The 23929-nt window shown below is 43.6% G+C and carries 20 protein-coding genes; 10 read left to right on the top strand and 10 right to left on the bottom strand.

Annotation, left to right across the window (positions count from 1 at the left end; all coding sequences use genetic code 11):
• Window position 1: 1 nt before the first annotated feature.
• Entirely contained in the window at window positions 2-544 is a 543-nt protein-coding gene (locus tag OCV56_RS06225; RefSeq protein WP_086713123.1) for a heme NO-binding domain-containing protein, read from the bottom strand.
• Window positions 545-846: 302 nt separating this feature from the next.
• On the opposite strand from OCV56_RS06225, the gene OCV56_RS06220 reads away from it, so the two are divergent.
• The 3 genes from OCV56_RS06220 (at window position 847) to OCV56_RS06210 (ending at window position 4491) form a co-directional block, all read left to right on the top strand.
• Window positions 847-1446 (top strand): CoA pyrophosphatase, encoded by a 600-nt coding sequence (locus OCV56_RS06220; protein ID WP_086713122.1) that lies wholly within the window; start codon window positions 847-849, stop codon window positions 1444-1446.
• Window positions 1447-1755: 309 nt separating this feature from the next.
• A complete protein-coding gene (locus tag OCV56_RS06215) occupies window positions 1756-3009 on the top strand; it encodes an aromatic amino acid transport family protein (RefSeq protein WP_048658418.1) in 1254 nt (417 codons plus the stop codon).
• 120 nt (window positions 3010-3129) lie between these two features.
• On the top strand, window positions 3130-4491 hold the full coding sequence (locus OCV56_RS06210) for an L-serine ammonia-lyase (RefSeq protein WP_010441404.1): 1362 nt from the start codon (window positions 3130-3132) through the stop codon (window positions 4489-4491).
• A 151-nt stretch (window positions 4492-4642) separates the two neighbouring features.
• Here OCV56_RS06210 and OCV56_RS06205 read toward each other — a convergent pair whose 3' ends face one another.
• On the bottom strand, window positions 4643-5785 hold the full coding sequence (locus OCV56_RS06205; protein WP_086713121.1) for an amino acid permease: 1143 nt from the start codon (window positions 5783-5785) through the stop codon (window positions 4643-4645).
• Window positions 5786-5866: 81 nt separating this feature from the next.
• Entirely contained in the window at window positions 5867-6064 is a 198-nt protein-coding gene (locus tag OCV56_RS06200) for a hypothetical protein (RefSeq protein ID WP_143691566.1), read from the bottom strand.
• A gap of 495 nt (window positions 6065-6559) precedes the next feature.
• Here OCV56_RS06200 and OCV56_RS06195 point away from each other — a divergent pair, with 495 nt between their 5' ends.
• Window positions 6560-8182 (top strand): methyl-accepting chemotaxis protein, encoded by a 1623-nt coding sequence (locus OCV56_RS06195; protein ID WP_086713311.1) that lies wholly within the window; start codon window positions 6560-6562, stop codon window positions 8180-8182.
• Window positions 8183-8270: 88 nt separating this feature from the next.
• Here OCV56_RS06195 and OCV56_RS06190 read toward each other — a convergent pair whose 3' ends face one another.
• On the bottom strand, window positions 8271-9761 hold the full coding sequence (locus tag OCV56_RS06190) for a SulP family inorganic anion transporter (protein WP_086713120.1): 1491 nt from the start codon (window positions 9759-9761) through the stop codon (window positions 8271-8273).
• A 561-nt stretch (window positions 9762-10322) separates the two neighbouring features.
• Here OCV56_RS06190 and asnS point away from each other — a divergent pair.
• Complete coding sequence (gene asnS / locus OCV56_RS06185; protein WP_086713119.1) at window positions 10323-11723, top strand: asparagine--tRNA ligase; 1401 nt, start codon at window positions 10323-10325, stop codon at window positions 11721-11723.
• 131 nt (window positions 11724-11854) lie between these two features.
• On the opposite strand, the gene OCV56_RS06180 is transcribed toward asnS, so the two are convergent.
• The 4 genes from OCV56_RS06180 to OCV56_RS06165 form a co-directional block, all read right to left on the bottom strand.
• Complete coding sequence (locus OCV56_RS06180) at window positions 11855-13015, bottom strand: trypsin-like serine peptidase (RefSeq protein ID WP_086713118.1); 1161 nt, start codon at window positions 13013-13015, stop codon at window positions 11855-11857.
• Window position 13016: 1 nt separating this feature from the next.
• Window positions 13017-13694: a hypothetical protein gene (locus OCV56_RS06175; RefSeq protein WP_086713117.1), complete on the bottom strand. Its 678-nt coding sequence runs from the start codon at window positions 13692-13694 to the stop codon at window positions 13017-13019.
• 408 nt (window positions 13695-14102) lie between these two features.
• Window positions 14103-14309, bottom strand: coding sequence for a hypothetical protein (locus OCV56_RS06170; RefSeq protein WP_086713116.1), 207 nt, complete (start codon window positions 14307-14309; stop codon window positions 14103-14105).
• 127 nt (window positions 14310-14436) lie between these two features.
• On the bottom strand, window positions 14437-15840 hold the full coding sequence (locus tag OCV56_RS06165) for an aminotransferase-like domain-containing protein (RefSeq protein ID WP_086713115.1): 1404 nt from the start codon (window positions 15838-15840) through the stop codon (window positions 14437-14439).
• A 218-nt stretch (window positions 15841-16058) separates the two neighbouring features.
• Here OCV56_RS06165 and OCV56_RS06160 point away from each other — a divergent pair, with 218 nt between their 5' ends.
• From OCV56_RS06160 to OCV56_RS06150, 3 genes are all read left to right on the top strand, one after another.
• Window positions 16059-16358 (top strand): hypothetical protein, encoded by a 300-nt coding sequence (locus OCV56_RS06160; protein ID WP_086713114.1) that lies wholly within the window; start codon window positions 16059-16061, stop codon window positions 16356-16358.
• Between the two features lie 250 nt (window positions 16359-16608).
• Window positions 16609-18150 carry an HD-GYP domain-containing protein gene (locus OCV56_RS06155; protein WP_086713113.1) on the top strand — a complete coding sequence of 514 codons (1542 nt, stop codon included), beginning with the start codon at window positions 16609-16611 and terminating at the stop codon, window positions 18148-18150.
• Window positions 18151-18352: 202 nt separating this feature from the next.
• Entirely contained in the window at window positions 18353-19543 is a 1191-nt protein-coding gene (locus OCV56_RS06150) for an amino acid aminotransferase (protein ID WP_086713112.1), read from the top strand.
• Window positions 19544-19646: 103 nt separating this feature from the next.
• Here the strand turns inward: OCV56_RS06150 and OCV56_RS06145 are convergent, their stop codons facing one another.
• Window positions 19647-20291, bottom strand: a complete 645-nt coding sequence (locus OCV56_RS06145; protein WP_086713111.1) for an outer membrane beta-barrel protein — start codon at window positions 20289-20291, stop codon at window positions 19647-19649.
• Window positions 20292-20441: 150 nt separating this feature from the next.
• Between OCV56_RS06145 and OCV56_RS06140 the strand changes: the two genes are divergently transcribed.
• Window positions 20442-22331: a DUF294 nucleotidyltransferase-like domain-containing protein gene (locus OCV56_RS06140; protein ID WP_086713110.1), complete on the top strand. Its 1890-nt coding sequence runs from the start codon at window positions 20442-20444 to the stop codon at window positions 22329-22331.
• Window positions 22332-22336: 5 nt separating this feature from the next.
• Window positions 22337-23053: a 3'-5' exonuclease gene (locus OCV56_RS06135; RefSeq protein ID WP_086713109.1), complete on the top strand. Its 717-nt coding sequence runs from the start codon at window positions 22337-22339 to the stop codon at window positions 23051-23053.
• An 81-nt stretch (window positions 23054-23134) separates the two neighbouring features.
• Here OCV56_RS06135 and OCV56_RS06130 read toward each other — a convergent pair whose 3' ends face one another.
• Window positions 23135-23827 (bottom strand): MOSC domain-containing protein, encoded by a 693-nt coding sequence (locus OCV56_RS06130; protein ID WP_086713108.1) that lies wholly within the window; start codon window positions 23825-23827, stop codon window positions 23135-23137.
• Window positions 23828-23929: the final 102 nt, after the last annotated feature.

The raw sequence follows: 23929 nt of genomic DNA, 5'->3' as shown, positions 1-23929 counted from the left end.
ATTACTTTTCTACTTTGAGATTAAATCTAACCACGCTTTGGTCATCATTCTGAGGCGTCATTTCCACCTCAATAGATTCTCCGTGGTATTCAGCACACCCTTCAATCAGTCCTAAACAAACATGCGACATGCATCGTGCGCTTTTATAATCGAAAACCAATTCAGCTTCCGTCGTGGTGATAAAACTAAACTCAGGTGGCTCAGCATCTGGGTAGAGCTTTTTCACTTCAACGTGGATGTATCGCTCAACGTGCTGAATAAATTGAAAGGTAGTATTGCTGTGGGTAAGACTGGCTTTGTTGGGTAAAGAGGCCAATAGATTCTTAAACACTGATTGCCCGAACACGCGCTGTAACATGGTGGCATCAATGTCCGTTTTTTTGCTTAAGTTGATAATAAGCTTAACCAGAGCCTTATGATCGTAACTACCTACAGATGTGTAGATCCCTTCATCTTCTGACATTTCTAAAACTTCTTCCAAAAGTTCTAGCCCAAACTTGTCTTCAACAAGCTCCAAAAATTCAGTGAATATGATTCCTTTCATCTCATACCTTTTGCTCTATTTCTTTTTAGAATGGTTCACTAAGTCATTGTTATCAAATTCTTAAACACAAAGTATACGCTTCATCACCCAATTTCATGACGTGGATAACGATTACTCGTCTATATGAACATATTGAATATAGCAAAATTAACCATTTTAAAGAGGGTCATCGATAAACAGACTCTCATGATGCCTATTCATAACGATGAGAGGGCGACTCAATGAAGAAAGACTCAATATTGGAAATCAACCCAGAGTTGTGTCTATACTTAAAATCATAATAATCAATATATTGGCTTGATATGAATAAAGAAAACTTCCTTCAACAATTCCAACTTAACCCTACCGTTGGCTATCACCCAGAGTCAGTAGAACGAGTTTCGCATATCAGTGGCGAACAATTACGTAAAGCGGCTGTGGTGGTAGGTTTAGTTGAAAGAGAAGATGGTTTACATGTAATTTTTACTAAAAGAGCCGCTCACTTAAAGCATCACCCTGGCCAAGTCAGCTTTCCTGGAGGTAAACACGAACTCTCTGACCCGTCTATGCAATTCACTGCACTTAGGGAGCTTCATGAAGAGGTAGGAATTCGATCGGATCAGGTTAAAATTGTTGGGCAATTACCTGCCTTGAGTACTATTAGTAAATTTTCTGTTACACCGATTGTCGCATTAGTAGATCCTGACTATAAACCCATCATTGATCAGAACGAAGTCGCTTCCATTTTTGAGGTTCCTGCTACCTATGTTTTGGACCAAGCAAAACTGCACAGCCACACTGTTAACTTTAAACAAATTAAGCATCGTGTTTTTGCGATGCCCTTCCAAGAGCACCTAATATGGGGGGTTACGGCGCAAATTATCCAATCACTGCAGCAGCATGTAGTGCAACAAATTACATAGCAACTACGTTTTGTTTAATCTCTGTTAACAAAACCCAGAGTTTCTATGGAACAGATTTATTAATGCAATTTTACGCAAACGTTTCCCTGGTATAAATCTATACAACCCATCCTTTCGCATAAATAAAACTAATGCCAAGCATGAGCATAAATCACCTGTGGCACGCTATTTTCGTGATCAAAAATCCGTTTTTCGCATATCATGTGACACGCCGTTTCATTACATGATTTAGATCTATTTTTTGCCGAAGAAAATTCTGCAAAATTAGCCCCGACTTATTTCCTGTTCCCAAAAAATGAGTAATTTAACATGAACACAACAACTTCTTCGGCAAATGCCGTTAAAGATTCAAGCAAGTTTAACTATAAAGATTTTACCTGGTGTTTATCACTATTCGGTACAGCAGTTGGTGCTGGCGTACTATTTCTTCCAATCAAAGCTGGTGCGGGTGGTTTTTGGCCATTAGTTATCCTAGCTTTAATCGCGGCACCAATGACTTGGTTCGCACACAAATCTCTAGCTCGTTTCGTACTGTCTGCTAAAAACCCTGAAGCGGATATCACAGACACAGTTGAAGAGCACTTCGGTAAGACTGGCGCAAACATTATTACTTTTGCTTACTTCTTCGCTATCTACCCTATCGTTCTTATCTACGGTGTTGGTATCACAAACACAGTTGACTCTTTCCTAGTAAACCAAATGGGTATGGAATCTATTCCACGTCCTCTTCTTTCTGGTGCACTTATCCTTGCTATGACAGCAGGTGTTGTATTCGGTAAAGAACTGATGCTTAAAGCAACTTCAGCGATGGTTTACCCACTAGTATTCATCCTACTAGCGCTATCTTTCTACCTAGTTCCTGATTGGAACACTTCAATGATGGACGTAAGCCCAGAATGGTCAACTATGCCATCTATTATCTGGCTTGCTATTCCAATCATTGTGTTCTCTTTCAACCACAGCCCAATCATCTCACAGTTCTCTAAAGAGCAACGTCGTGTATACGGTGAAGACGCAGTTAAGAAAACTGACCAAATCACTGGCGGCGCAGCAATGATGCTGATGGGTTTTGTAATGTTCTTCGTATTCTCTGTAGTGCTTTCATTATCTCCAGAGCAACTAGCAACAGCACAAGCACAGAACATCTCTGTTCTTTCTTACCTAGCTAACGTTCACGAGTCTCCACTTATCTCTTACATGGGTCCTCTAGTAGCGTTCGCAGCGATTACTTCAAGCTACTTCGGTCACTTCCTAGGTGCTCACGAAGGTCTTGTTGGTCTAATCAAGTCTCGCTCTGGTTCTTCAATCTCTAAGATTGAAAAAGCATCTCTAGCGTTCATCGTTGTTACAACTTGGATTGTTGCGGTAGTTAACCCAAGCATCCTAGGCATGATTGAAACAATGGGTGCTCCAATGATTGCAGCTATCCTGTTCCTAATGCCTGTATTCGCAATGAACAAAGTACCAGCAATGGCTAAGTACAAAACTTCAGCGCCTGTACAAATCTTTACAGCTTTATGTGGTCTAGCGGCTATTAGTTCTGTAATCTACGGCGCTCTTTAATCTCAAGCCCTTTTTATAAGATGACATCCATCTTATATCGCGAGATTAGACACAAAATATAATGATAATAAATGAGCCTCCCTACTCCCCTTGGGAGGCTCTCTTTTTGAGGTAATCGCTATGATTAGTGTATTTGATATCTATAAAATCGGTGTTGGTCCATCGAGCTCACACACAGTTGGACCAATGAAAGCGGGTAAAGAATTTATTGATGACCTACGTTCAATGGGAAAATTGCGCGACATCACTAAAATCACCGTGGACGTATATGGATCATTATCACTGACAGGGAAAGGTCACCACACAGATATCGCAATCATCATGGGTCTTGCTGGCAATACTCCTGAGCGTGTTGATATCGATTCTATTGCTGGCTTCATCGCTCGCGTAGAAGAAACTGAACGCCTTCCTGTTGGCATGCACTGTCATACAGTATCGTTCCCACGCGATGGTGGTATGAACTTCCATACTAGCAACCTTTCTCTACACGAGAATGGCATGAGCATTCACGCTTGGGTTGACGACGAAGTAGCATACTCAAAAACGTACTACTCAATTGGTGGCGGTTTCATCGTTGACGAAGAAAACTTCGGCAAAGAAGAAGAAAACCCAATCAAAGCACCTTACGAATTCACAACAGCTGAAGAGCTGGTTAATCAGTGTAAAGAAAGCGGTCTTTCTATCAGTACACTGGTTATGAAAAACCAAGCAGCTTTCCACTCAGACGAAGAGTCTCGCACTTACTTCGCTAACATCTGGAAAACGATGCGTGAGTGTATGGATCGCGGTATGAATACTGAAGGTATCCTGCCTGGTCCACTGCGTGTACCTCGTCGTGCTGCAGCACTTCGCCAACAGCTAATGACTTCAGAAAAAACAACCAATGATCCAATGACGGTTGTTGACTGGGTAAACATGTTTGCTTTCGCAGTAAACGAAGAAAACGCAGCTGGCGGTCGTGTAGTAACGGCACCAACAAACGGCGCATGTGGCATCATCCCTGCTGTATTAGCTTACTACGATAAGTTCATTCAGACAGTGACAGAGAAAGACTACATCCGTTACTTCGCAGCTTCTGGCGCAATCGGTGGCCTTTACAAGCGTAATGCTTCTATCTCTGGTGCTGAAGTGGGCTGTCAGGGTGAAGTTGGTGTGGCATGTTCTATGGCGGCGGCTGGTCTTGCTGAGCTTATGGGTGGTAGCCCTGAGCAAGTATGTATGGCTGCAGAAATCGGCATGGAGCATAACCTAGGTCTAACGTGTGACCCAGTTGCAGGCCAAGTACAAGTACCATGTATTGAGCGTAACGGTATTGCTGCAGTAAAAGCAATCAACTCGACTCGTATGGCACTTCGTCGTTCTTCTGCTCCTACTGTTTCTCTAGATAAAGTTATCGAAACAATGCTAGAAACAGGTAAAGACATGAACGCTAAGTACCGTGAGACTTCTCAAGGTGGTCTGGCTGTTAAGGTTGTTTGCTAGTTCGTATTAGCTAACAAGCCAACCTCTAACTCAGTTTGCTTGGTAACGAGCAGATAATAAAAAAGGAACGCCGATGCGTTCCTTTTTTGTATCTAAAGCTTTTGGATCTCAAGCTTGGTGACTGATTTATTCAGCCGACCAAATTATTTCATTAGATAACTTGCGAGATAAGCAAGAAGCAACCAAACAACAATGAGAAAAGCATCATAGGTCGACCACCTTCGGCGCTGTATCGGTCTTGTGCCACTTTCATAAAGCGCTGCTTATGAACCATCACTAGAGGAACAAACACAGCTAGGAACACCAAGATGATGCCTGCGTAGTTCAACACTTGTAGGAACTTGTCTGCAGCAAGTAATGAGCCCGCCAACGGCAAGATGAAGCTAATGCAGTACGTTACTGCCGTATTTTGGTTAAACATGTCTTTGTTCTGGTTGAACAACGCCATTGCAACACCAAAGAAAGAGGTCAACAACGCCAAGCCAGTGAAGGTAGACAGAACGTTACCCACCCAAGGAGATTGAGCTTCAAACGCCGCCATCAAGTCTGAGACATTCTTAAAGCTTCTGAATTGCTCTTCACTCAAGTTACCCACTACCGCAAACAACCAACACAAGTAACACACTAATGGGATCAGAGAACCGACGATCACCATGTTACGCAATTGCTTGTCTGTTGCTTCGTGGTTGTAAGAAACCAAGGTTGGAATCACAACCATAAAGCCGAAGCTTGTAAACAAGATTGCACTGGTTTTGATTAAATCAATATGGTCATGACTGGTTACCTGCAGCAAGTTCTCTTGAGTCATACTCGGCGCCAAGAACGCCATAGTTGCAAATAAGCTTGCTAGCATCACAAAGAATAGAGCTCGGTTGAGCTTATCAATGACACCAGTACCACTTGCGACCACAGCGCCTGCGAGTAAGGTAAACACGATTTGGCTCGTAGTAGCAGTGAGATCAATGCCAAAGTTAGACAGTAACTTACTCAGCAAGTCGCCCGCGCCCAAAATGTAAGCCATTAAAAGGCAAATCAATAACGCGTAAAGCAGGCCGTTAGTAAGCAACTGGCCTTGTTTGCCCAAGGTTTTTCGAGCAATAGAGTTTAACCCTAGACCGCCACCCGCTTTGATGGTCGCTTCTAGAAGTAGTAATGCTGCGTAAGTGGTACCGAAACAAATCAGTACCATCAGCAGTGTGCCGTAAAGCAATCCGAATTGAGCTAATACCATTGGGATCGCAAGCATACCAGCACCGAGGGCGGTACCAGCGATAATTAGGGAGCTACCCATCATTTTAATATTCATTATTTTTAACTTATTTGTTTAGTTTTTATAGGTGTGAGTCTTCGTTCATCAAGCAGATGACAAAGGGATTCAGATAGAAATAAAGTTATAAAACGAATAACAATAGGAGCGATAAGCGGTAAAGAAGCGTGCAGAGACGTTGTCGAACAGGGCGTTCAAAGGGGAGCTTGTCTTAAAAGAGGTAAAACGAGAAGCGTGAGTAAGCGTTAACTGATGTGGTGAACCTTCCGTAGGTTCAATAATCGGCGATGTAATCTTGAATTTCATGTATGTGTCCAATAATTGATTCACATTCCATAGTATTTGAAGCAGCGTATCCGTTGCTGCCCTACCTCTATCATAGAGGTCTTTTCATCTTATCGAATGAGCCTCGAAACACAACGCTATAACCACAATTTTTGCTATTAAATTGAACAAAATAGCCATTTGGATACAAATTAACCACTAAGTGGTCTAAAACAATAGTCTTTATTGATAGAAGATAAGCTGACAAATACATTTACCTAATTAACAACCAAGGCTGTTCTACTTCTCAACCAACTTTCAGCCCGATGCTGTACTTCACTAACAGAACTAAATTCCAAAAAACAGTGACGAGCATGAAGCGCGTTCCATTTCAATATCAGATACAACACAAACTCGCTACATCACAGAAACATAACCATAACCGGAGTGTGGTCACACAATTCACTATACCCCATAGGTAGTAGGGGCTCATACACGTACAGTATGCGCGTCATTATAAATAATAAAAACGACCTTATGCGCTCAACAATTACTTTTAAAATCCTAGTGGCCCTCGCCATCGTGTTCACTTTTTTGCTAGCAATATCGACTTATTTCCAATACTCGCAGCAAAAACAACTTGTTAATTCCGTGTTGAGTGAACAACTACACGACAAAGCAAGTAACTACTTCGATAGCCTTAATATGATGATGCTGACTGGCACCATGGCACAGAAAGAGACCCTTCGTCAGAAAGCGCTCGCTCAAGAAGGCATTGAAGACGTTCGTGTTTTGCGCGCCGACGCTGTCAGCAAGTTATATGGACCAGGTAATGACAACCAAACACCGATTGACGATATTGATAAGCGAGCGCTAGCAGGCGAAACCGTTATCGAACCTTTTTCTGCTAGTTGGGGCAAAGGTTTGGTTATTGCTCTGCCAATGAAGTCGAGTGAGGATTACCGAGGTACCAATTGTGTCGCGTGTCATATGGCGCCAGAAGGTGAAGTTCTCGGCGCAATACGTCTCGAATATAACCTTAACCACGTCAACTCGTTGATCAACACTCAAACAATGGCCGCTATTGGTATTATGGCGGTGATCTCCTTTGCCGGATTTGTTCTTACGATGGGATTAATTCGTAAGATTATTGTTCGTCCGCTGCAACACACTTCTCGCTTTATGACCCAAGTCAGCAGCGATAAAAACCTATCCACTCGCCTGCCCGAACAAAGTAAGGATGAGATAGGTACGCTAGCTAACTCCATCAACTCGTTCATGGGGACTGTGTCTGACAGCTTAGAAAAAGTACAAAGTACCTCGCACAAGTTGAATGCTTCCGCTAACCAACTGACTAGCGTCGCGCAAATTACCGAGCAAGCCGCCAGCGACCAGCAAAGCGAAACCGCCGAAGTGCAACACAATGTCGAAGGGATACAGGCGCAACAAGTCAATGTAGAACAAGCCACTTTCACCGCTTCAGAACTCATCAATCACACTGCCGACGTGGCTTGTAAGAGTGCTAACCAAGCACATGAGGCAAGCGGTGAGATAAAAAACCTCGTCACCAGCATAGAAGAGGTGAAATACAAAATACTGACACTCAACGAGCAGACTGGAGAGGTCTCTTCAATATTGAGCGTAATTCGAGGTATTGCCGACCAAACCAACCTTCTTGCATTAAATGCAGCTATTGAAGCGGCTCGTGCGGGAGAACAAGGCCGTGGGTTTGCGGTAGTTGCTGATGAAGTTCGCCATCTTGCCTCACGAACGGCAGAAGCAACAGGTAGTATTGAGTCAATCATTCATCAATTCCAACAAGGCAGTGAAGAGTCGCTGACTTCTGCCGATCGAGTTTGCGAACAAGCACATCAAAGCTCAACGGATATCGACGCTCTGTCTATTGAAATGAATGGTGTTGTGGAAGAAATGAAGCAAGTGTTAGCACATGCACAAAACATTCAGCAGCAAACGCAATCCACCACGCTGGCGACTCAAGATGTTCAACAGAAAGTCGAAACTATCACTTCTCACGCTAATAACACATCTCAATCTGCGGCTGAAACCCGTGACATCAGTAATGACTTAGAAGAGCTTTCTGATCATCTTGAATCGCTGATTAATCAGTTTACTTTGTCGAATACAAAGAAGAACTCATAGATCGTTTACAACAAAAAAGCGCTCAACAATGAGCGCTTTATCTTCCTAGCAATGTCTAGTGAGGCTTTCAAAGAACCTTAAACAATGATTAGTGTGTAATGGAAACCGCGGTTAAGTCTTTATGCTTATGATACATCGCGTGTTTGAATATGAGATTCGCGCTCACGGTATCCATTCCCGACACTTCAACATAAGCCCCTTTCTTACGGAACTTGAATACCACCTTATCAAGCGCCTCAACCGATGTATTATCTAAGAATGACGCATACGAAATATCGATCGTCACTAAAGAGGTCGCATTGTCATAATCAAATAGGTCGACAAACGCATCTGACGAAGCAAAGAAGACATGGCCTTTTACTCGGTGGATGGTATGCAGTTCGTTCGTCACGACTTCATCGGATATAAACACCATGGATTTGCTGGCATGTGCATAAAACAGAGCCGATAACACCACGCCAACCGCAACACCTATCGCTAAGTTATGAGTAAACACCACCACCGCCACGGTTGCTAGCATGGTTACATTGGTTGGCAGAGTGTGGTCTTTAAGCTCAACAATAGAACGCCATGAGAATGTGCCGATAGAAACCATGATCATCACAGATACTAAAGCCGCCATCGGTATCAGCTTCAACCAGTCAGAAACAAACACCACCATTAATAACAAAACGACTCCGGCGATCAGGCTGGATAACCGAGTTAAACCGCCTGATTTGATGTTAATGATCGACTGACCAATCATCGCACATCCCGCCATGCCACCAAATAGTGAGGCAACGATGTTTGCAACGCCCTGCCCCTTACACTCATTGTTTTTATTACTTTCAGTATCTGTCAGATCATCGACGATGGTCGCTGTCATCAAGGATTCCAATAAGCCAACCAGAGATAGAGCAATCGAATATGGAAGGATGGTTGCAAGCGTTTCGAACGTGAATGGAATATTGGGAATCAAAAACACAGGCAGTGAATCAGGAAGCTTCCCCATATCGCCAATCGTTCTCACATCTAATCCGAACAACAAACTAATGATTGTCAGAACAACAATAGCGACTAATGGGGAGGGTATTGCACGGCCAAACTTGGGAAAATAGGGAAGCAGATAAATGATCGCCAATCCCAAAGCGACTAATACGTAAACGCTCGAAGGGACATTGACCAATTCAGGAAGCTGGGCCATGAAGATCAGTATGGCGAGCGCGTTAACAAATCCAGTAATCACCGATTTGGAAACGAAGTTCATCAGGTTGCCGAGCTTGAGATACCCCGCCGCGATTTGAATAACGCCTGCAAGAAATGAAGCAGCAAGCAAGTACTCTAATCCGTGCTCTCTCACTAAGGTGACCATTAACAGCGCCATGGCGCCTGTTGCTCCGGAAATCATTCCTGGGCGACTACCAACCAAAGCGGTCACGACACAGATACAAAACGAAGCATAGAGCCCTACTTTAGGGTCAACACCTGCAATTATTGAAAATGCGATGGCTTCAGGGATCAATGCGAGTGCAACCACAATCCCAGATAATGAATCTCCTTTAACGTTTGATAACCAGTGTTTTTTTAAATAATTAAGCATGTAATTCTCTTTTACTTGTACAGCCAGTCCTGCCTTGTTCAGACATAATTTGATCGACTGTTTTTCATGAATGAGCGAGCGCTCGAAAAGTGCGGGTGTAGAGAGAATGCAGGGGTTAAGGCGGCGTAATTAACACGTAGATATTAAATTCCTCTAGTTGCTTTAGTGGGAAATGAAGAAGGTGTTCTAGTCCAATATGACTGAATCCGCGTCAATATAGAGCGAGTTTCTACGCAATCACACTCCAATTATTGAAAACAAAGGTTTCGATTATACCCAGTTCGTTCAACGGCTCGCAGTTAGCCAGAAAGGTAAGGCACACCGCTAAGATCGAACAAAAAACACACCCTCAAACGTATTTATCGTCAGTAGACACAATATTTCTTTCACCAAGCAAGAATAAAGGTTGAAGCTGTCGGTATGACAGGTAATATGTTCAATCGATTTAAAAAGTTTATACAACTTAATGTTTCGGCTAATTATTGTGCAAATGTATGTTTATTTGCAGTAATGCCAGAGATTTTGAGTTGAATTTGTCCCTCAATGGAGAATGAAATCAACATGACTTACGCGCCTGTAACAGACGTACTTGGCGGCAAGCTAGCGGTAGACAGTGAAGTAACTGTTCGCGGCTGGATCCGTTCACGTCGTGATTCCAAAGCTGGAATCTCTTTCCTTGCCATTTATGACGGCTCTTGTTTCGACCCGATTCAGGCCGTGGTTCCTAATAATCTTAATAATTACGAAAACGAAGTATTAAAGCTAACAACTGGCTGCTCTGTTGAAGTAACGGGTAAGATTGTTGAGTCTCCTGCGAAAGGTCAAGACTTCGAGCTAGCAGCAACTGACGTTAAAGTTGTTGGTTGGGTTGAAGATGCTGACACTTACCCAATGGCTAAGACACGTCACTCTATCGAATACCTTCGTGAAGTTGCTCACCTACGCCCACGTACAAACGTGATCGGCGCAGTAGCACGTGTACGTAACTGCCTATCTCAAGCTATTCACCGTTTCTACCACGAGCAAGGCTTCTTCTGGACTTCTGCTCCGCTTATCACTGCATCTGATGCAGAAGGCGCTGGTGAAATGTTCCGTGTTTCTACGCTAGACATGGAAAACCTACCACGCACTGAAAAAGGCGACGTAGATTTCAATGAAGATTTCTTCGGCAAAGAGACGTTCCTAACAGTATCTGGCCAACTTAATGCTGAAGCTTACGCTTGTGCACTAAGCAAAGTTTACACGTTTGGTCCTACGTTCCGTGCTGAAAACTCAAACACAAGCCGCCACCTAGCTGAATTCTGGATGGTTGAGCCGGAAGTTGCGTTCGCAGATCTTGAAGATGTAGCAAAACTAGCTGAAGACATGCTTAAGTACGTTTTCGCAGCTGTTCTTGAAGAGCGCCGTGACGATCTTGAGTTCTTCGCTTCTCGTATCGACAAGCAAGCAATTACTCGTCTAGAGCAATTCGTTGACGCAGACTTCGCACAAGTTGACTACACTGACGCAATTCAAATCCTACTAGACTCTGGTAAGAAATTTGAGTTTGACGTTGAGTGGGGCATCGACATGTCTTCTGAGCATGAGCGTTACCTAGCTGAAGAGCACTTCAAAGCTCCTGTTATCGTTAAGAACTACCCGAAAGACATCAAAGCTTTCTACATGCGCTTAAACGACGACGGCAAAACAGTTGCAGCGATGGACGTACTTGCACCAGGCATCGGTGAAATCATCGGTGGTGCACAACGTGAAGAGCGTCTAGATATTCTAGACGAGCGTATGATTGCTATGGGTATCGACCCTGAGCACATGAGCTGGTACCGCGACCTACGTAAATACGGCACAGTGCCACACGCAGGCTTCGGTCTTGGTTTCGAGCGTCTAGTATCTTACGTAACAGGTATGGGTAACGTTCGTGACGTGATTCCATTCCCACGTACGCCACGCTCTGCAAACTTCTAATTCGAATACCTATTCGATATTAAAAGTTCGAAACAAATAAAAACCTCCGCATTTGCGGAGGTTTTTTTATACCCGTCTATTTATAAGGGCATGTTCATAAGCACCTATTGATGCAAGCTTAACAGCTCAGTCTACTCAACAGTACGAACCAAAAAGTGGTCTAAAAGTATCTTCTCGCCCGTCTGTTCTAGCGGCTTAAATTCAATCACCATCTGTTCACCCTTTTGCTCAAAAGCATTCACCTTAAAGAATAAGCTATCCTTATCCGCCTTAATGTTATGAGCAACCTGACGACCATTTACAAACACATCAAATGCGGGTGCTTTTGGGTTTGCAGGGATAACAGTTTCAAAAGTATACGTTTCACCTTCTTGCGCATAAGCCGTATTGTAAATGCCGCCATCCTTCGTCCAATAAGTACCATTAAAATCCATACTTCCGGCTGTCCAGTAGCTGTAAAAGGCGTGAAGATCTTCGATACTGTTCTGGGTCGTTGGCGTCCATCTTACGTCACCAAAATTGACTGGCTTAGTGTAACTAAACCCATGCTCTCTCATGTCCTTGTTTAAGGAGTCTAATCTCCCCAAAACATCATCAAAGGTATCTTGCCAACCAAGCTCGCCATAATATTGAAGGCCTATCTCCCCAATAATGTAAAACTCACCTTCCCGTTCAATCGTAATGCCTGAACCTGAGTCACCATGGATGATCAGCCACTGCAAGTTACTTTGAGGCATGATCACCGGGTCATATTTATATTCGGCTAACCATTTCTTGTCTGTGTCATTGTACTTAACAAATTTCTTCCCACCATTACGGCCGTTGTAGTTACCAAAGCCAACGCTATTTACTTCATAAACCTCTGAATGATCGAACATCCCTTTCTCTGGTAACTTCGCGGGCTTAATACCTGTGATTGGCGTATCTAAGCGCACCAGAGCAAAATCGTAAATGCCATCAGTAAATTCATACTCCCCCCACTCACCATTAGGGTCAGTAGTCGCACGTGATGTATGAATAACATTGTACTTACCGTTCTCATCTTTTTCATAAGACGAACAAGTTACTGCATTCTCATACCCTTCACTTTTAGAACCAGATACATGATTTGCCGTTATCACCCAGTAAGGGTCAATTAAGGTCGCAGAGCCCGCATTCATATGACAGGCAAAATCGAATTGAGTTTGTAGAGCGAACGTTTTGTGTTGAGTGACCGAACGATCCATTTTTCCAAGACCTGAGTGAGCCGAAAAGCTCGCTACAATTGCTGATGCTAGAATGATTCTTTTCATATTACTCGACCTCTCTCAACTGGATAGCCTCAATAGCGTGATAGCCTTGTCTCGATTCAAAATCAAACTGCCTATATTGGCGTGAATATGAGATTTCCACGATGTCATCTGGCGATTGAGATTCGAAAATAATCGTATTTTTAACACTGGTCATGTGAAAGGAAATGTCATTTTTAATTGTGATGCATTGCTTTTTAATACATGCGGTCACATCAGCAGAGGACAGCCAATTATGTGTATAAAGATCTACAGAAAACCGCCCTTCTTTACTCGGCTGAACGTCAAAAGAGAAACCACTAGAACCAACAAGCAAACCTGAAAAAGCCAGCTCTTGGTTATAATCCGTTGAGTCGCCGTCTTGCCAGTAGTAACGATTGCCAACTGCATTTCTAGTCTCTGAATTAGCGACTTGTTTTAAGTCACCAATAACCTTCACATCTCCAATTAAGGTACTATTTGGCTTATCTTTTCTTTGATGATCTCCGTAAAGAAAAGCCCAATCTAGGCCGTTTAAGTCAACATCTCTTGCGTAACGATACTTTCCCTCATCAAGCTCATAGCCGATAAATTCACTGGTAATAGACAACTTATTAGTGCCGACTTCCGAAAAATTGCTTAGTCGATTCAAATCAACATGGAGTTCGCTTGCTGAAGCATTGGTGGCCAACAAAGCCAACATGCACAGGTTTGTTTTTTTATATTTCAATCTCATAGTCCCGCCTCTCAATTAGTCATAACCAATTGTAATAAGTGGGAAATTTAAACCTGTAAGGTACTGTAAGCCTTTACTTTAACCACTTTTATTGCATAGCGACCAATAATTGACGTGAATACATACCAAGAAAAGGTAAGCTCTGGTTATTTCCCAGTACAACCCATAAGCCAAGTTTTTGACTAAAGGTGATACATATTCCAAATAATCACCATTTCGCGCTTACACGGACTTACAAAGCCTGTGGTATTAAAGTATGAGATGGCCTTCATAACTTATGATTTAATGCGATTATTCAAAAGTTCAGGTCATTTAAAACGACAAAGCCCTGCCAAATTCTGGCAGGGCTTAAAACAGTTCGATTGGATAATCGATTTAGTCTACATCTTGGTCTTTAGCATATTTGATGGCGAAACCGCAGATTGCCATCATGACAAACGGGATAGCGGCAGTTGTATATTCCGCCCACGCCATATCAGCAAAGGCTTTTGCCAATAATACATGGCCGATAATAAGCAGAAGCGCACACACAATCGCGACGATAATCAACTTAACTTCATTTCCCATAGTCATTTTCAACATAACGATATCTCCAATATTTGGTCTACCGTTATTGAATCACAACTCTCTGGTCAAGTAGGCGTACAGTTACGCTAGAAACAGCCCGTACAGTTGAAATGATTGCCCTTTTTATGAGGGACTTAAGGTTTTACGAGTGCGTGAGTTGATGTGCCAGCTTACCAAGCAAAATGAGTGCTTGTTCTTTCTCTTCTGTGAGTTCATAAGAGAAGTTCAATCGTATCGTGTTATCCACTCTGCCCTGTTCACTGAACAGATCACCAGATGCGACACTAATACCTTGCTCGATAGCTAGTTGATAAAGTTGTTGGCTGTCGAATTTCGCAGAAAAACGAATCCAGATGAAGTAGCCACCAGCCGGTTCTTCAATTTCTACTGCATGCGGGAAGTACTGCTTGATGACCTCAATGAACCGCTCTTTTCTCACTAGAAGGTTTTTACGCAATTTGCGAAGGTGATTGTCGTAGCTTTCATGTGTTAAGAAATGGGCGACGCCAAGTTGCACAGGCGCGCTACTCGACAGTGTAGAAAGAAGCTGAAGCTTTTGAATGGCATCATTGAAACGGGTGTTCACAACCCAACCGACCCGATAACCCGGACACAGACTTTTTGAGTACGAACCACAAAGCAGAACAGAATCGGTCTTATCGAAGGCTTTTAGTGGCTTGGGTTTATGCCCTTCAAAGTAGAGGTCGCCATATACGTCATCTTCAATAATGTAGGTTTCGTGTTGTGCTGCGATCTCTACCACACGGCGCTTCGCCTCTTCCGACAAACTTGTCCCTGTCGGGTTTTGAAAAGTCGTCATCAACCAACACGCTTTTACATCTTGGTTTTGTAGTACGCTTTCAAACTGCTCAATGTTCAATCCATTGATTGGACAAACATCGACTTCGATAGGATTAAGGCCTAGCCTCTCTACGGCCTGTAGAGCACCATAAAATGCAGGAGACTCTATCACTACGTTATCACCCGATTTAGTGACCGTTTGCAGGCTCAAGTTAAGCGCTTCCATCGCTCCTGACGTAATCACGATGTCTTGGTGATTAACCGTAATGCCTTGCTGCAGATAGCGCTGTGCAATTTGTCGTCTTAAGGTTTCACTGCCCGGTGGCAGATTATTGATCACACTGGCGCCAGTCATCTTTCTACCGGCGCTGGCCAGATTTCGAGTCAAGGTAGGTAATGGGAAAAGATCGGGATCTGGAAATGCTGAGCCAAAAGGAATAACACCCTCGGCTGAACTCGATTTCAAGAAATCAAATAAGCGGTCATTAATGGCTTTTTTTTCACGAACAAGCGGCTGTTCATAATCAACGCCGTCCAGTCTTGGTGCAACAAAGTAACCCGACTGAGGTTTAGCAATGATCCACCCTTCGCTTTCTAGCAACTGGTAAGCTTGTAAGACAGTACTATTGCTGACGTTGTAATTACGACAACTCATGCGTACCGACGGGATCTTCTCTCCGGAACGCCACGTATTGTTGGCTATCTGAGTTCGAATATCCTTTGCAAGCTCTTCATAACGCGCCATCTAATTGTACTACCTAGAGAAATTCTGTGAGCCGGTGATTTTATCACTTACGCCACCAACTATTGCTGCTATCCATATGATCGCACCTAATTTCCACAATAGTGTGAATTAGTTCACAGATAACTTTGTAAGCTTTGCTAAGTTTGTACCCAAGGTAGGAGCTAAGTTGGCTTTCTACCTCAATAATTTGATGTAACCCCAAAACATGCGAGATAACAATGAAAAAAATAGAAGCAGACCAATTAAGTTATAAAGGAGAGTCAAACGGTGTTCACAGTTGGACAACACCGAGCGGCCAACCATATTACTGGCACCCAGATTGGCTCCATATTGCTGAAGATGCGACAGGATCACATCCAAAGCAAAAAATCGATGTCGATCAAGATCAAGCGCCAACAGAAAAACACGCGGTGTCTGCTATTCTGAAACACATCAACCAATGGGCTGCAGACAAGCTAGCGTCTCACCCTGAGATTGAAACGGGCTCAATCGAAGCTGAAATCAATCTGAAAAAGTAATTGGTTAAAGTAGATAGCGAGCTCAATCGCTCGTGAGTCTAACCCAGTACACAGACTGAATAGCCTCGAACCTCGACCGAGGCTATTCAAGTGTCTTCATAAAAATGCTGTAATAACCCTCACCTAGCTAACAAATCTCTAACACAAATCAGTTTCTTGTATCAATCCACGAAAGCTATAGATAGAATTTCCGGTCTTATTCACGTCAGTTATGTTAATCATTCGTAACTCTAAAATTGTGAATCAATGAATGCGTAAATCTAATAAGAACGAGAATAAAGGCTTATCGATGGATATTTCAAATTACAATCAATCGCTAACGACTAAATTATACTTCATCGCTGGCGTGCTGTTCGGCACCTATGGCAGTCGGGTGTGCCCTATGCTCGAGAGCTTAACGACCTTAGAGATTTTCACACAAGTCAGTATTGTGTTTATCTTATTGTGGCTCGCGCGTCGTTACCTATTCGCGCAGCACACCTTAGTCAAACAAGGCCGATTCGCCCAGCTAGATACCCTGCTATTTTTTGCTGCAAGTATCCCTTTCGCGCTCTATTACAACTTAAGCTATGAATTCACGATAGATAGCAATTTGAAAGTGCTGTTTGGCATGAGTCTATTCGGCTTCTTTACTGGAACTATTCTCCAATTGAATGCGAAGCTCAGTCAAATGGATAAAATGGAGACGACTGGACAATTTGACTTCCAACTGGTTGGTGAAAGGAGTTCGCTGGTTAAGCAAATGATTGGTTTGGTCATCGTGCTTCTGGTAACACTGACTACAATGTTGACGATGATTGCCGTCAAAGACATCTTTTGGCTAGAGCACAACCCTGACCGCTTATTGGACGGCACCGGCAAGATCAGCGTGATCAAGGAGTTTATCTATTTGGCTGTGGTATTGGGTGGTTACGCGATAACCATCATGACGCTCTGGAGCAAGCTAATTAAACGCATTCTAATTAACCAAGAGTGTGCATTGAACAAGGTGACCAATGGAGAGCAAGGTGTTCGCCTGCCTATTTTTGGCTACAACGAGCTTGGCTCAATGGCATCTATGACCAATACCATGCTTGATAGCCTGGAAACCGCACAAAACGAAGTGAAAACCACTCGAGACGTAGCAATCGTAAGCTTATCGGCACTTGCCGAATCGAGAGACAATGAAACTGGCGCACATATCCTAAGAACTCAAGAGTACGTTAAGGTTCTCGCTCAAGAACTCAGTAAATCGAAAGCTCACGCGACCTTGTTAACACCCAACTATATCGAGCTGCTTTATAAGTCAGCCCCACTGCATGATGTAGGCAAAGTGGGTGTACCTGACAGTGTGCTATTGAAGCCGGGCAAATTGACGGACGAAGAGTTTGAGATAATGAAAGGTCACCCTGCAATTGGCGCTGAAGCTTTATCTATTGCAGAAAAGCAGCTGGGAAGTAGCTCTTTCTTGAGAGTCGCAAAAGAGATATCTCTCACTCATCACGAAAAATGGAATGGCAGCGGTTACCCAAATCAGCTGTCTGGTGAGGATATTCCTCTATCTGGCCGTTTAATGGCACTAGCCGATGTTTATGATGCGCTAATATCGAAACGCGTTTACAAGCCAGCCTTTAGTCACGAACAAGCTAAACAGATCATCTTAGAGGGCAATGGAACGCATTTTGATCCGCAAGTTGTCCAAGCTTTTCTGGCCGTCGAACAGGAGTTCGTTTCAATTGCCGCGCTCTACAAAGATGGCAAAAATGTGCCCAGTGAACTTGAGCGTGAAAGCTTTATTGCTCAACCTGCTTAATCTATTCAAAAATCACTAACTTCTTGCACCCTATAGGTTAATCCGTAGGGTGTTTTGTTATCAAATACCCTCTTTAATCAATAAATCTGATTGAAATGGATTTTTTTTGTCCTTTCTGTTCACTTCGTATTGTCTTAAAAATTCCATACAGGTATAACTACCCTTAGATACTATCCCCTCTCAATTGACATGGATGAAGATTATGTTTGAAAAAGTGTTAGCTGCTCCCGCCGATCCTATCCTCGGCCTTACTGAAGAGTTTAAAAAAGACTCTCGCGCAGAGAAAATCAACCTTGGTGTTGGCATCTACAAAAATGAAGATGGTCAAACGCCTGTACTTAAAACAGTAAAGAAAGCAGAAGCTGCACTTCTTGAAAACGAAAAAACCAAATCTTACCTAACGATTGAAGGCACAGCTGAATACGGTCTAGCGGTTCAGAAACTTCTTTTCGGTTCAGACGCTGAAATCGTAACGTCTCAACGCGCTAAAACAGCACAAGCTCCTGGTGGTACTGGTGCTCTACGTGTTGCAGGTGAATTCATCAAGCGCCAACTGGGCGATGTGAAGATCTGGATCAGCAACCCAACTTGGGCTAACCACAACGGTGTTTTCGCTGCTGCTGGTATCGAAACAGCTCAATACAGCTACTACAACGCTGAAACAAAAGACAAAGACTTCGCTGGCATGGTTGCTGACCTAGAGAAAGCATCTGAAGGTGATATCGTTCTTCTTCACGGCTGCTGTCACAACCCAACAGGTATCGACCCAACAGCTGAAGAGTGGGAAGTACTGGCTAAGCTCGTTGCTGAGAAGAAGCTTCTTCCACTATTCGACTTTGCTTACCAAGGTTTTGCAAAAGGCGTTGAAGAAGATGCTGCTGGCCTTCGTACTTTCGCTAAGTACAACAAAGAGATTCTAGTCGCGAGCTCGTTCTCTAAGAACTTTGGTCTATACAACGAGCGTGTTGGTGCATTCACTTTGGTTGCTGAATCTGCAGACGTAGCAACAACAGCATTCTCTCAAGTTAAGAGCATAATCCGCTCTATCTACTCTAACCCACCAGCGCACGGTAGTGCAGTCGTGACTCACATCCTTGGCGATGCTGGTCTACGAGCGGAATGGGAAGCGGAAGTAGCTGAGATGCGTGACCGTATCCAAGAAATGCGTGAGCTATTCGTTGCAACACTGAAATCAGAAGGTGTTGATGCAGACTTCACGTTCATCGAGCGCCAAAACGGCATGTTCTCTTTCTCTGGTTTGAGCAAAGAGCAAGTAAACCGCCTAAAAGACGAATTCGCAATCTACATTGTTGGCTCTGGCCGCATCAGCGTAGCGGGCATGACTAAGTCAAACATGGGTCCTCTATGTAAAGGTATCGCTGCGGTTCTGTAATCGTAACAATACCAAGTCTGCTCTTGCAGACAGTAGATATGCAAAAGCCAGCGATTAAGCTGGCTTTTTTGTATCTCTACTTTCAGTTTAAATGTTTTGTAAGTTAGTACTCTAGGAAGAACTCAACACCTAACTCATTCGTTCTTTCACTCACACCCGTGCTGCCCTCGCCATCTCGGTGTTGGTAGGAGCCACCAATCGCAAATTTGTTGGTCACCAGATAACGTAAACCTAGGTGGTAAATCTCTTCGTCGAACAAATCACTTCGATTCACTTGTACGCTGCCATTGGCAATCCAACGTTTCGCAAAGCCATAGTTAAGCTCTGCTTTTACCCCTTGGACAAATTCAGTGTCCGATTCTAAGGTTTCATTACTACCGTTAAGCTCAACCTCACCTTTGGTAACACCCAACAAGTAAGAAGCCACAATATCCAAGTCTTTCTTAATGCTATAACGGTAACCAGCCCCTGCCATTAAGGTATCAATTCGAGTCGTGCTTTCATCAGGGTGAATAAAGCGTGCGCTGTAGTCTCCCAGCAACAACCAATCATCCGTCATCGCGTAACTAACGCCTAGTCCATACGACGAGGCATTGTTATTACTGCCTGCATCTTCATTTAAACTGCCCGAATGCGCGGTCGCATATATATGGTCATAATCAAGAATATCCACGGCGTTAGTGTCTGCCCACAAACTTGGAGAAAACACAAAAACTGTAGATACAAAACTAAGCTTCCACTTCGACATTCCTATCATCCTTTAACTGTCACTCCATTAATTGAAAGGTTAGTCTATCCATAAGACTTTAAAAAGGTTTTAGCTCACAGATTGATTTGTGACGGCAAATTATTATCAAATGTTGTACCATGAAATCATACAAACTAATGGATGATCATTATGGATGCTGAGTTATTAGAGATTCAAAACTTTCTGGCACAATACCCCCCTTTCACAGAACTCCCAGAGGAGATGTTGGCGAAAGTGACCAGTAGTGTGGAAATTTCTTATTACCGCCAAGATACCCCCATCATTCACTTTGGTGATCAAATTCATGACTTATACATCGTTCGAAGTGGCGAAGTAGAAGTCTACCGTCGTAAAGGTGAACTCTATAACCGCCTTGATGAAGGCCACTTATTTGGTCAAATGGGCCTACTGACCAACAACAAGGTGCGTTTCCCTGTTAAAGCGACTGAAGATACCCTGCTCTACTGCATTCCTGAGCCTATCTTCCAAGAACTCTACGACAACTACGACTCCTTTGCCGATTTCGTAGAAGTAGAAGATAACGCGCGACTGCGCCAAGCCAACTCAGATAGCAACGACGCTAACGACCTAACGACATCAAAAGTCAAAACGCTGCTGACTAGCGAAGCGCCAATGATCGAAAAAACGCGCACTATTCAACAAGCCGCAACCATGATGGCCCAAGATAATGTATCCTCTTTGCTGATCATCGACCCAGATATCGTCGAAGATGATGAAGATGACTCAACACCAGTGATTGGTATCATCACCGACCGAGATTTATGTACGCGTGTACTCGCCGAAGGTCTAGACCCATCGGATGAAGTGTCCAGCGTGATGACGCCAGAGGTTATCTCACTCGACCACAATGCCTACGTATACGAAGCCATGATGACCATGCTTCGCTACAACGTACATCATTTGCCAGTACTAAAAGATAAGAAACCTATTGGCATAATCGAAGCGACTGATATTGTTCGTTACGAATCTCAAAACTCGCTGTTACTTGTAAGTAGTATCTTCCAACAACAGAGTATTGAAGATCTGAAAGTGCTTTCTGAGCAAGTGAAAGACAGCTTTGTGCGCTTAGTCAACGAAGATGCCAACGCCCATATGGTTGGTACCGCAATGTCGGTAATTGGCCGTAGCTTTAAGCAACGTATTATCGAACTTGGTGAAGAGAAGTTGGGCAAGGCTCCTATCCCTTATTGTTTCCTCGCACTCGGTTCTATGGGTCGTGACGAGCAACTGCTCGTTACTGACCAAGATAACGCAATTATTCTTGATGATACCTACGATGAGAAAAAGCACGGCAAGTACTTTGAAGAGCTCTCAAAATTCATTTGTGACGGCTTAGACCAGTGTGGCTATGTGTACTGTACGGGTGACATCATGGCGACTAACCCAACATGGCGCATGACTCGTAGAGAATGGGAAGAGTGCTTTGCCGATTGGATTGATGATCCAAACCCGAAAGCACTGTTGAATGCTTCAATCTTCTTCGACCTTGATGGCGTTTATGGCCGTCTGAAGTGGGCTGAGCAATTAAACAGCTTTATCGTTCGACGCGCACGTAAAAACAACCGCTTCTTAGCCTGTCTTGCACGTAACGCACTCAACCGTACGCCGCCACTTGGTTTCTTTAAAGACTTCGTAATGGAGAAAGATGGCCGTCATAACAACTCCATCAACCTTAAGCGCCGTGGTACTGCACCATTAGCAGACTTGATTCGTGTTCATTCATTGGCAGTGGGCTCTCGTTCTAAGAACTCATTCGAACGTTTGGATGACATTATCGACGCAGGTATTCTGCCAAAAGGTCGAGCTCAAGACTTGAAAGATGCGATGGAGTTTATCTCTCTGGTTCGTATTCGCCACCAAGCACACGATGTTGATAATAATGTCGAGCCTGATAACAACATCGAACCAGAGAACCTATCTGACTTCGAGCGACGTAACCTTAAGGATGCATTCCAAATATTAAGTAATGCGCAAAACTTCCTTAAGTTCCGTTATCAAGCCAGCAATAAGTTTAAGTAGGGCCTATGAACAAACTATTCAGATCACCTGCGGTCGATTGGCCATTTAAGTTTGCTCAGAAGCTAGAAAGAGCGAGAGATGAGCGCTTAAAGCACTTTTATAGCCAGCCTCTTCCCGCGCCTGATACGCCAATTTCAGAAGTGATGTTCTTAGCGGTCGACTTTGAGACAACAGGCTTAAACCCAAACAAAGATGGCATCATCACCATTGGCCTTGTCCCGTTTACGCTCAATCGTATTTACTTGCGACAAGCCAGGCACTGGACACTGCGGCCAAAGCAGAAGTTGGAAGAAGATTCTGTGGTAATTCATGGCATCACTCACAACGACATCATTGATGCACCAGATCTTAGCGAAGTGTTAGATGAGATATTAGAAGCGATGGCGGGACATATCCCAGTGGTTCACTATCGCCGTATCGAACGGGACTTCTTGGATAATGCATTGAAAGTGAGATTAGGTGAAGGGATCGAATTTCCAGTCCTCGACACGCTCGAGATTGAATCTCAAATTCAGAACAAACTGGCCGGTGGCCTGTGGAACAAGCTCAAAGGTAAGAAGCCAGCCTCAGTAAGACTTGGCCAAAGTCGTCGTCGATACCACCTACCCGACTACACACCGCATCATGCACTAACTGACGCGATTGCGACTGCTGAGCTACTCCAAGCGCAGATTGCTCATCACTTTGATGCTGAAATGCCTTTGAAGAGTTTCTGGTTATAGCTACACTGAAAGTGAAAGTTGGTCACTATTAAAAAGCCCGCTATGTTCAATTAACGGGCTTTCTTAATTTCACTACTGGCTTTATACCGCAGTAGGCCCAACCAAGCGCATTTCCCAGTCTTCAACTTTTCCTGTTTCAAGGCGACGTGCAACAAGTGCTCCCCATGATTCGACCAATGGCAGTTCAGCCATCTGGCTTAGCTCTTCTTTATCTAAACTACCTGTGAAAACAGCCCCCATGATACGAGCGAGCGACCAATCTGGATACGGTCTTTCACACAGAATAATCTCGTCACCTGCGCCAATATCGCCCTCTTCCAATACGCGGAAGTACCAGCCTGTTCGAAGTGTGTCTTGCAGTCTCCTCGCCATATCGTTCTGCTCGAATCTCACATTGAGTTTCCAACAAGGCATACGCCCTTGTGAGACTTCCAATAATGTTGAGCCGATACGAACCTTATCTTTCAAACAAATAGATTGTTCCGTGATGCCACTTGAGCTTAGGTTCTCACCAAATGCACCTGAAGATTGAAAGATACCTTTGTCACCTAACTCTTTCTGCCAAACTGAATAGTGCTCGCTTGGGTAGATATGAAGAGCTTTCTGAATGCCGCCATGGAAACGCGGGTCACCTTGTTCATCGTTGGTAAAACCAAGCTCTGTCGCGTATTGGCGCTCTGATAAAACTTGCTTATCAATAGCACTTTTTGCTCCGTGTGCGAAGGCGGCAATTTTTCCTACCAATACACTATTTACTACGCCTAACTTCTTCATATCCCTTCCTTCTTACTGGAGACTTTCTTACTGAAAACATACTTGTTGAACTGCGTGAAATAAAACGACACTGCGACTCAACTTCACGCTCTTTGCCGAGCA

It is taken from the genome of Vibrio gigantis, assembly GCF_024347515.1.
Classification (GTDB): domain Bacteria; phylum Pseudomonadota; class Gammaproteobacteria; order Enterobacterales; family Vibrionaceae; genus Vibrio; species Vibrio gigantis.
Note: the sequence above shows the minus strand (reverse complement) of the source record. Positions and strands in the feature narration are given on the sequence as shown.